This window comes from Pseudomonas sp. MPR-R2A5, assembly GCF_058793055.1.
In genome coordinates this window covers 111928-119008 of sequence record NZ_JBXAFK010000016.1, presented here as the reverse complement: position 1 = coordinate 119008, position 7081 = coordinate 111928, and the positions used below count along the sequence as shown (strand labels likewise).

Genomic DNA, 7081 nt, shown 5'->3' with positions numbered 1-7081 from the left:
ATGGCCTCCAAAAACAAAACACCCTGCGAAAGCGTAGCCCTCGCAGGGTGTGGGGGTGACCATCTCATTAGCCCGGTTGCGTTTGCGCGACAGCCGATGCCCGCAGCCGTCAGTCATACGATCCATCGTGCATCTGTAGGATAGCGATCCTCTTTCAAACCGCTGATACTCATCCCCAGGCCCTGCCCACGTCCAGACGACGTTCCGGTCCTTAATGACTTCGTGACGAAAACAATAAGAATGTCGCACAGAGGTACCTACGAATGAGCCGTCATGATCATGGACATGCCAGCCTCCTGGAAGCGTTCAGCGCGATAACACTGGAGCTTCAGCGCCTGGCGCAGAACAAAGATATCGAGCATTTCCATCACGCCGCGCTGAGCTGCATCAGCCAACTGTTGCCCTTCGACAGTGCCTGGTGGGGCCGTGCGGCACTGATTGACGGATTGCCTGAAGAACACCACTCCTACCTCTACAAATTGCCCCGCAGCTACCTGCCGGACTGGCAATCGATTCGTCATATCGACGTGACCGTCGGCAAGGTCCACGACAACCTGGGACAAGCGGTCATCGTCGACATGCGCAACCCCGCCAGCGGTCCTGGGCTCAACTGGCTCGGCGAGCTGTATGGCATTGGCCAATTGCTGTGCGTTGCGTACGTCGACCCGCAGACCCACCTCAGTGATCACCTCACGGTGTATCGCGCTCCCGACGCACCGTGCTTTACCGGTCAGGATTGCCTGTTGCTGAACAACCTCATGCTGCATCTGGTAGCGGCGGTATCGGCCAATCAGATCCGCACCCTGGTGGCCATGCGCGAAACCCTCACCAGCCCGCGCAATCTGGCGCTCGCCGTATGCGACCAGCGCGGCACACTGCACTGCGCGGAACGTGGCTTCGTCGACTTGCTGCTGAGCGAATGGCCGGACTGGACCGGCCCTTGCCTGCCGGTGGCGATGGACGCCCAGGGGTATGAAGGCAAGCACTTGCAGGTCGAGGCTTCGACGGTCGGTGACCTGTTCCTGCTGGCAGCCCGCAGCCGCACGGTGCTGGTGCAACTGAGCCCACGGGAAAACGATGTGGCCCAGGGCTTCGGCGAAGGCAAGACCTACAAGGAAGTCGCCCGCGATCTGGGCATGTCACCCAATACCGTGCGCCACCACATCCGCGCCATCTACAGCAAACTCGGGGTCAAGGACAAAGCCCGAATAGCTCATCTGCTGCACGCCCCGCCTGACTGATCTGCACCGCTGACTCGCGCTGACTTTTTCGCGGTCCTTTTGACCGCCACGGGGCGCTTTTGCGCTTTTTTTTCCCCTCTGCCAATGACGGGCGATCCGTTCGCCGCACAACAACTCAAAGAAGAGATGCAATGCCCATGACCAGGACCTTCACCCGCAACACCGCACTGGCCCTCATCAGTGGTCTGTCGAGCCTGCACGCTGGCGCTGCCGACCTCAACGCCCGGGATTTTTTTGGCGCGCCCTCGGGCACCACCCTGGGCGTACTCTATTTGCCGGCAAGCCGCGCCGGCGATTTCCACGGCCCGGCCGACAGCACCGGCAAGGCCGACCTGAAGGTCAACGCTGTGGCTTATCGCCAGGTCTTTTTCACCGACATCTGCGGCACGCTCTGCACGCCACAGTTCATCGTGCCCTTCGCCGACATCAACGCCCGCCTGCCGGGTGCCAGCCAGCACACTGGAGAAAGCGGATTCGGTGATCCTCAGGTCGGCGGCACAGTGTTCTTCATCAACGACCCCGCCTCGCGCACCTACAGCGGACTGCTGAGCCTGATTACCCTGCCGGTGGGTGAGTACCACAGCAACCATCCAGATGTGTCGCCCGGCGCCAATCGCTGGGGCGCCACCTTCGTTTACAACTACACCCAGGGTATCGGTGAAAAATGGGTGCTGGAAGCCAACCTCGAAGCCCAGCTCTATGGCAAGAACGACGACTACTTCGGCAGCGACCTGAAACAGGACCCGCTGTATCGACTGCAAGCCTTTGCCTCCTACGACTTCACCCCAAGCACCTATGGCGCGTTGCGACTGATCCACGCCGACGGCGGCGAGCTGCGCATCAATGACCAGCGCATCGACGACACCCACAAGCGCTACACCCAGGTGGGTTTCGAAGTCGGTCATTGGCTCGATCAACAGAATCAATTGATGTTCAGCCTCTCGCAGAACGTCGCCACCGACAACGGCTATCACGGCACCGACGCGCTACTGCGCCTGGTCCATGTGTTCTGAATTCATTCATCGGAGCTTGACCATGAACACCCAGACCAAACCGCTGCCCCATCAGCGTTCCCTCGCTTCATCGCAACTGGCATTGCTGGCCGCCATTGTGCTGTTTGCCGCCATCACCCCGACCATCCTCATGACCGCACCGGCAGTGGCGGCGCAACTGGCGACTCAATGGCAGTTGAGCGCCTCCCAGATCGGCGATCTGTTCTCCACTGAACTCGGCGCCATGAGCCTGGCCACCCTGCCCGCTCTCTGGTGGCTCAAACGTGTCGACTGGCGCCGCGCCGCATTGGCGGCCGGGGTTGTGTTTATTGCAGCCAACCTGTTGTCGATACTGGCCCACGATTACCCGATGCTTCTGGCATTGCGCTTCTGCAGCGCCCTGGCCGGCGGTTCATTGATGATTATCTGTCTGTCCAGCGCGGCCTCGACGTCCAACCCCGGACGCGTCTATGGCTTATGGGTGATGGGGCAACTGGTGGTCGGGGCGATGGGTTTGAGCATCCTGCCACGCCTGTTCGAACACTACGGGCTGTCAGCCTGTTACTTGATCCTCGCCGGACTGATGACCGTTTTTCTGCCACTGGCTCGTTATTTCCCCCAGGGCAGCCCGCCGGCTGAAAAAGCCGCCGAGCGAGTAGCCCTCGCCTCGAAGTGGAAGGCCGCACTGGGCATTCTTGGCATCCTGAGTTTTTACATCAGCCTGAGCGGCGTCTGGACCTTTATCGGTTCCATCAGCACACGCGCCGGCCTCTCTGCCGAGTCCAGCGGCGAGATCCTTGCCATCGCCACGATGACAGGCATTGTCGGCGCCGGTTGTGCCTCGCTGATCGGCAATCGTCTGCCACGCCTGCTGTTGCTGCTGCTCGGTTATGCGGTGATGGCAGGCTCGGTGCTGTTGTTGCTGGGCCAACCCGACATGCTGCGTTTTGCATTGGCCGCGCTGCTGTTCAAGTTCACCTGGACCTTCATCCTGCCGTTGATTCTGGCCTGCCTGGCCGACCTCGACCGCTCCGGAAAACTGATGAACGCCTCCAACCTGGTGATCGGTGGCGGCCTGGCCATCGGCCCGAGTGTGGCTGGGCGGCTGATCGAAGCCAGTGGCGACTTTCAATCGCTGCTGATCGGCGGGGCCTGCATCACCTTGCTGTCCCTGGTGTTGATTCTGAGCTGCCGCCCTAGCGCATGAGCAGCCCTTTTACCCTAAAAAATGGAAACGACGATGAGCCGAAAAAGTGCATTTTTCTTCGACGAACTCAGCCTTTGGCACAGCGCTGGACTGCACGCCTTGACCTTGCCCGTAGGAGGTTGGGTGCAACCGCCTGCCGCTGCCGGCCACGCCGAATCGCCGGAAACCAAACGCCGGTTGAAGAGCCTGTTGGACGTTTCCGGCCTGACCCGACACCTGCAGGTACAAAGCGCCAATCCGGCAACGCATGAGGACCTGCTGCGGGTGCATACGCCTGGCTACCTGCAACGTTTCAAGGCCATGAGCGATGCCGGGGGCGGCGAATTGGGGCCGAACGCGCCCATCGGGCCCGGCAGTTATGAAATAGCCAGACTCTCCGCCGGCCTGGCCATGGCCGCGGTGGACGCGGTGCTGTCCGGCGAGGTCGACAATGCCTATTCCCTGTCACGCCCACCGGGCCACCACTGCCTCGCCGACAGCGCCATGGGCTTCTGCTTCCTGGCCAATATCGCCATCGCCATCGAGGCCGCCAAAGCGCAGCGTGGATTGGGCAAAGTCGCGGTGATCGACTGGGACGTGCACCACGGCAACGGTACGCAATCCATCTTCGAAGAGCGTGCCGACGTGCTGACCATTTCGCTGCATCAAGACGGCTGCTTTCCTGCGGGTTACAGCGGTGAAGCGGATCGCGGCCGTGGCGCGGGATTGGGAGCGAATATCAATATTCCGTTGCCCCCCGGCAGCGGTCATGAGGCTTACCTCTACGCGATGCAGCGCATCGTGATGCCGGCGCTGGAGCGTTTTGAGCCAGAGTTGATCATCGTCGCCTGCGGTTACGACGCCAACGCCGTCGACCCGCTGGCCCGGATGCTGTTGCACAGCGACTCGTTCCGGCAAATGACCCGCTGCGTGCGCAAAGCCGCCGAACGCCTGTGTCAAGGCCGTCTCGTGCTGGTGCATGAAGGCGGGTATTCCGAAGCGTATGTGCCGTTTTGCGGATTAGCCGCCATTGAGGAACTGGCGGGCGTCCGGACTGAAGTGGCCGATCCCATGCTGGAATTTGTGCAGTTGCAGCAACCGAAGGAAGCGCTTGCGGCGTTTCAGCGGCACTGGATCGATGCGCTGGCCGAAGCACGCTGAGCCTGGATGCTGACAACGTTGCGGGTCAGTTCGCGGGGCCGAACCTGACGCAAAAAAATCCGATGCCATCACAGGCATCGGATTTTTATTGGTTGCCGCTAAAGATCAAACGCGCTTGGGCTGGCAGTCAGCAGTGGCTGATCAGTCGCTTCAACACGGTCTTGAACGTTTCGATCTGCGCTTCGCTGAATTCGGCAAAGACTTTCTCTTGTTGCGCCTGCGCGATCGCCCAAAGGTCTTCGGTCTGCTCGATACCGGCCGCCGTCAGACGTACGCCGTTGTCATCGTCGTTTACCAGCCCCTTGCGCTTGAGATTGGCGACGGCCTCATCGATTTCCCGAACAGGCATCGCCACCTCACGCAACAGATCATTGGGGCTCAGCCTGGCGTCGTTTTCCAGCACCATCAGCATGCGCGCCTCGCTGGTACGCAGGCCGGTGGACAGTTGCCGAGGCTGGTAGCTGGACTGGTAGGCGCGCACCGCCTGGGTCATCAAGTAATACAGGTTATGGCTGAGACGCCCCTGGAAATGGCTGCTCGGCGCCTGGTTTTCATCGCGCTGAGTCATTCGGGTATGGGGCAAGACCATGGAGTAAGCCCCCTGGTGATACAGCAACGGCGAGCGACCGAAATCGTCGAAAGCCACCACCTTGCCAATCATGATCCAATGGTCACCACCGTCGACCTGCTGGTACTTCTCGCAATGAAAACGAGCCGCGCAGTCGGCGAACACTGGCGAGCCGCCCTCCCCCAATTCGTACTCGATCTCGGCGAAGCGATTCTCCTTGGGTCGGGCGAAGTTATTGGAGAGGTCGATCTGGTCCGCCGCCAGCACGTTGACGGCAAAATGACTGGCCTCCTCGAACACCTCATGGCTGTTGGAACGTTTGTCGATACTCCACAGCACCAACGGGGGGTCAAGGGACACCGAGTTGAAACTGTTGGCCGTCACACCGACCTTGCGCCCGCTGGCGTCGGCCGCCGTCACCACGGTGACGCCAGTGGCAAAGTTGCCCAGGGCGCGGCGAAAGGCGCGAGGGTCGAAAGACGCAGAACATTTATCAGACATGCAAGACTCCCGGACTGCTTGCACAAGCAGCCCTGATTATTGTTATGGCGCGTAGGGCGAATGACTCAGATCATGCTGGGATCGGGCTCGAGGCCCATCAACTCACGACCCAGGATCTGCGCGCAGACGTCGTAGTCGGTGTAGGCATGGGCACCGGTCATGTGCGAGTCACGGAACAGGCGCTGCATCTCGTTGTGCTCGAACCAGGCATTGCCGCCAGCGGCCTCGAACAGACGGTCCACGGCCTGGATGCACATTTTGGTCGCATAGGCCTGGTTGGTGCGCCAGAACGCCAGGGTTTCACGGCTCGGATAGCGCTGCTGCTCACTGTGCTCGGCGTGTTCCTGCCAGGTCTTTTCGAGAAAGGCCCGGGCCGCGGCGACCTGGTGCGTCGACTCGGCCAGGCGCATCAGTGCGGGCGTAGCCGCACCCACCGCGGCCCCGGTGTAGGCACGCACGCGCGTTTTGGTTTTTTCGCGGAAGACCTCCAGCATGCGCTCGGCAACCCCCAGGCTGACGGTGGAGAAACCGCTGGCAAAGTAAGGACGGTATGGCGAGTAGAAAATCTTGCTGTCCGGGTACAAGCCGAAGCCTGCCGACTTGCCTTCCATCATGTCCTTGGCTTTTTGGATGCGGTGCTCCGGCACCCAGGCGTTGTCGATGATCAGGGTCTTGGTGCCACTGCCTTTCATGCCGGCGGCAAACCAGTCATCGCGAATCTGATAGTCGCTGCGCGGCAGCACGGCAAAGCAATAGTCCTGGGTGCCTTCGGCATTCTTGCGCCGGAAACCGACAATCGCCCACTCGGCATGGTCACAGCCACTGCTCCAGCCCATCTCGCCGCTGAACAACACGCCCCCGTCGACCTCTTCGGTGCGGCCGAACGGCGCGATGCTGCTGCTCGCGGTTGCATTGGGGTCCTCGCCCCAGACTTCCTGCTGCAACTGCGCGGAAAACATTGCCAGTTGATGACTGTGGGTGCACAGCAGGCTCATCGCCCAGGCCGTGCTGGCGCAGGCTCCGGCGAGCAAGGCGATGCAATCGGCAAATTGCGGCAGGGAGATCTCCATGCCACCGAAGGCACGGGGCTGAAAAGCACGGTGCAGGCCGATGCCTTTGAGCAGCGCGATGTTTTCGTCGGGGACCCTGCGGTCTTGCTCCGCCTTGAACGCATTGGCGGCAATGGTCGGCAGAATGGACTTGAGGTCTTCGAGGAGCGGGTTTGGCTTTTTCATGGAGGGCCCTGCTTATTATTGGATGTCCGGCGGCCTTCCATTATCGAGGGGCGGCGCGGGCTGCAGGCTCAGTATGCGGTGAGCGGCATGTCCGGAAAATGCACCTTCCAGATGCAAAATTGTACTTTTCATGGGCGCTGGCCGCGCCCCGCCAACACGACTGGCGCGCCGATGGCAGGCACAGGCATGGCGCCAGG

General features: G+C 61.1%; 6 protein-coding genes. 4 read left to right on the top strand and 2 right to left on the bottom strand.

Annotated features, from left to right (window positions below; all coding sequences use genetic code 11):
- Window positions 1-263 precede the first annotated feature (263 nt).
- The 4 genes from AC1Q6I_RS14025 to AC1Q6I_RS14010 all read left to right on the top strand — a co-directional run bounded on the left by AC1Q6I_RS14025 (window position 264) and on the right by AC1Q6I_RS14010 (window position 4580).
- Entirely contained in the window at window positions 264-1241 is a 978-nt protein-coding gene (locus AC1Q6I_RS14025; RefSeq protein ID WP_024075347.1) for a helix-turn-helix transcriptional regulator, read from the top strand.
- Window positions 1242-1372: 131 nt separating this feature from the next.
- The gene (locus AC1Q6I_RS14020) at window positions 1373-2254 is read left to right on the top strand and encodes a transporter (protein ID WP_173903841.1); all 882 of its coding nucleotides are present in this window, start codon (window positions 1373-1375) and stop codon (window positions 2252-2254) included.
- Window positions 2255-2276: 22 nt separating this feature from the next.
- The gene (locus AC1Q6I_RS14015; protein WP_102623828.1) at window positions 2277-3440 is read left to right on the top strand and encodes an MFS transporter; all 1164 of its coding nucleotides are present in this window, start codon (window positions 2277-2279) and stop codon (window positions 3438-3440) included.
- 33 nt (window positions 3441-3473) lie between these two features.
- Window positions 3474-4580, top strand: coding sequence for a class II histone deacetylase (locus AC1Q6I_RS14010; RefSeq protein WP_024075344.1), 1107 nt, complete (start codon window positions 3474-3476; stop codon window positions 4578-4580).
- Window positions 4581-4707: 127 nt separating this feature from the next.
- Here the strand turns inward: AC1Q6I_RS14010 and AC1Q6I_RS14005 are convergent, their stop codons facing one another.
- Window positions 4708-5649, bottom strand: a complete 942-nt coding sequence (locus AC1Q6I_RS14005) for a p-hydroxyphenylacetate 3-hydroxylase reductase component (RefSeq protein WP_102623830.1) — start codon at window positions 5647-5649, stop codon at window positions 4708-4710.
- A gap of 65 nt (window positions 5650-5714) precedes the next feature.
- Window positions 5715-6884 carry a p-hydroxyphenylacetate 3-hydroxylase oxygenase component gene (locus AC1Q6I_RS14000; RefSeq protein ID WP_069075902.1) on the bottom strand — a complete coding sequence of 390 codons (1170 nt, stop codon included), beginning with the start codon at window positions 6882-6884 and terminating at the stop codon, window positions 5715-5717.
- Window positions 6885-7081 lie beyond the last annotated feature (197 nt).

Bases quoted from the DNA above. Each gene is read 5' to 3' on its own strand.
- AC1Q6I_RS14025 (WP_024075347.1), top strand. From the start codon at position 264: ATGAGCCGTCATGATCATGGACATGCCAGCCTCCTGGAAGCGTTCAGC.
- AC1Q6I_RS14020 (WP_173903841.1), top strand. From the start codon at position 1,373: ATGCCCATGACCAGGACCTTCACCCGCAACACCGCACTGGCCCTCATC.
- AC1Q6I_RS14015 (WP_102623828.1), top strand. From the start codon at position 2,277: ATGAACACCCAGACCAAACCGCTGCCCCATCAGCGTTCCCTCGCTTCA.
- AC1Q6I_RS14010 (WP_024075344.1), top strand. From the start codon at position 3,474: ATGAGCCGAAAAAGTGCATTTTTCTTCGACGAACTCAGCCTTTGGCAC.
- AC1Q6I_RS14005 (WP_102623830.1), bottom strand. From the start codon at position 5,649: ATGTCTGATAAATGTTCTGCGTCTTTCGACCCTCGCGCCTTTCGCCGC.
- AC1Q6I_RS14000 (WP_069075902.1), bottom strand. From the start codon at position 6,884: ATGAAAAAGCCAAACCCGCTCCTCGAAGACCTCAAGTCCATTCTGCCG.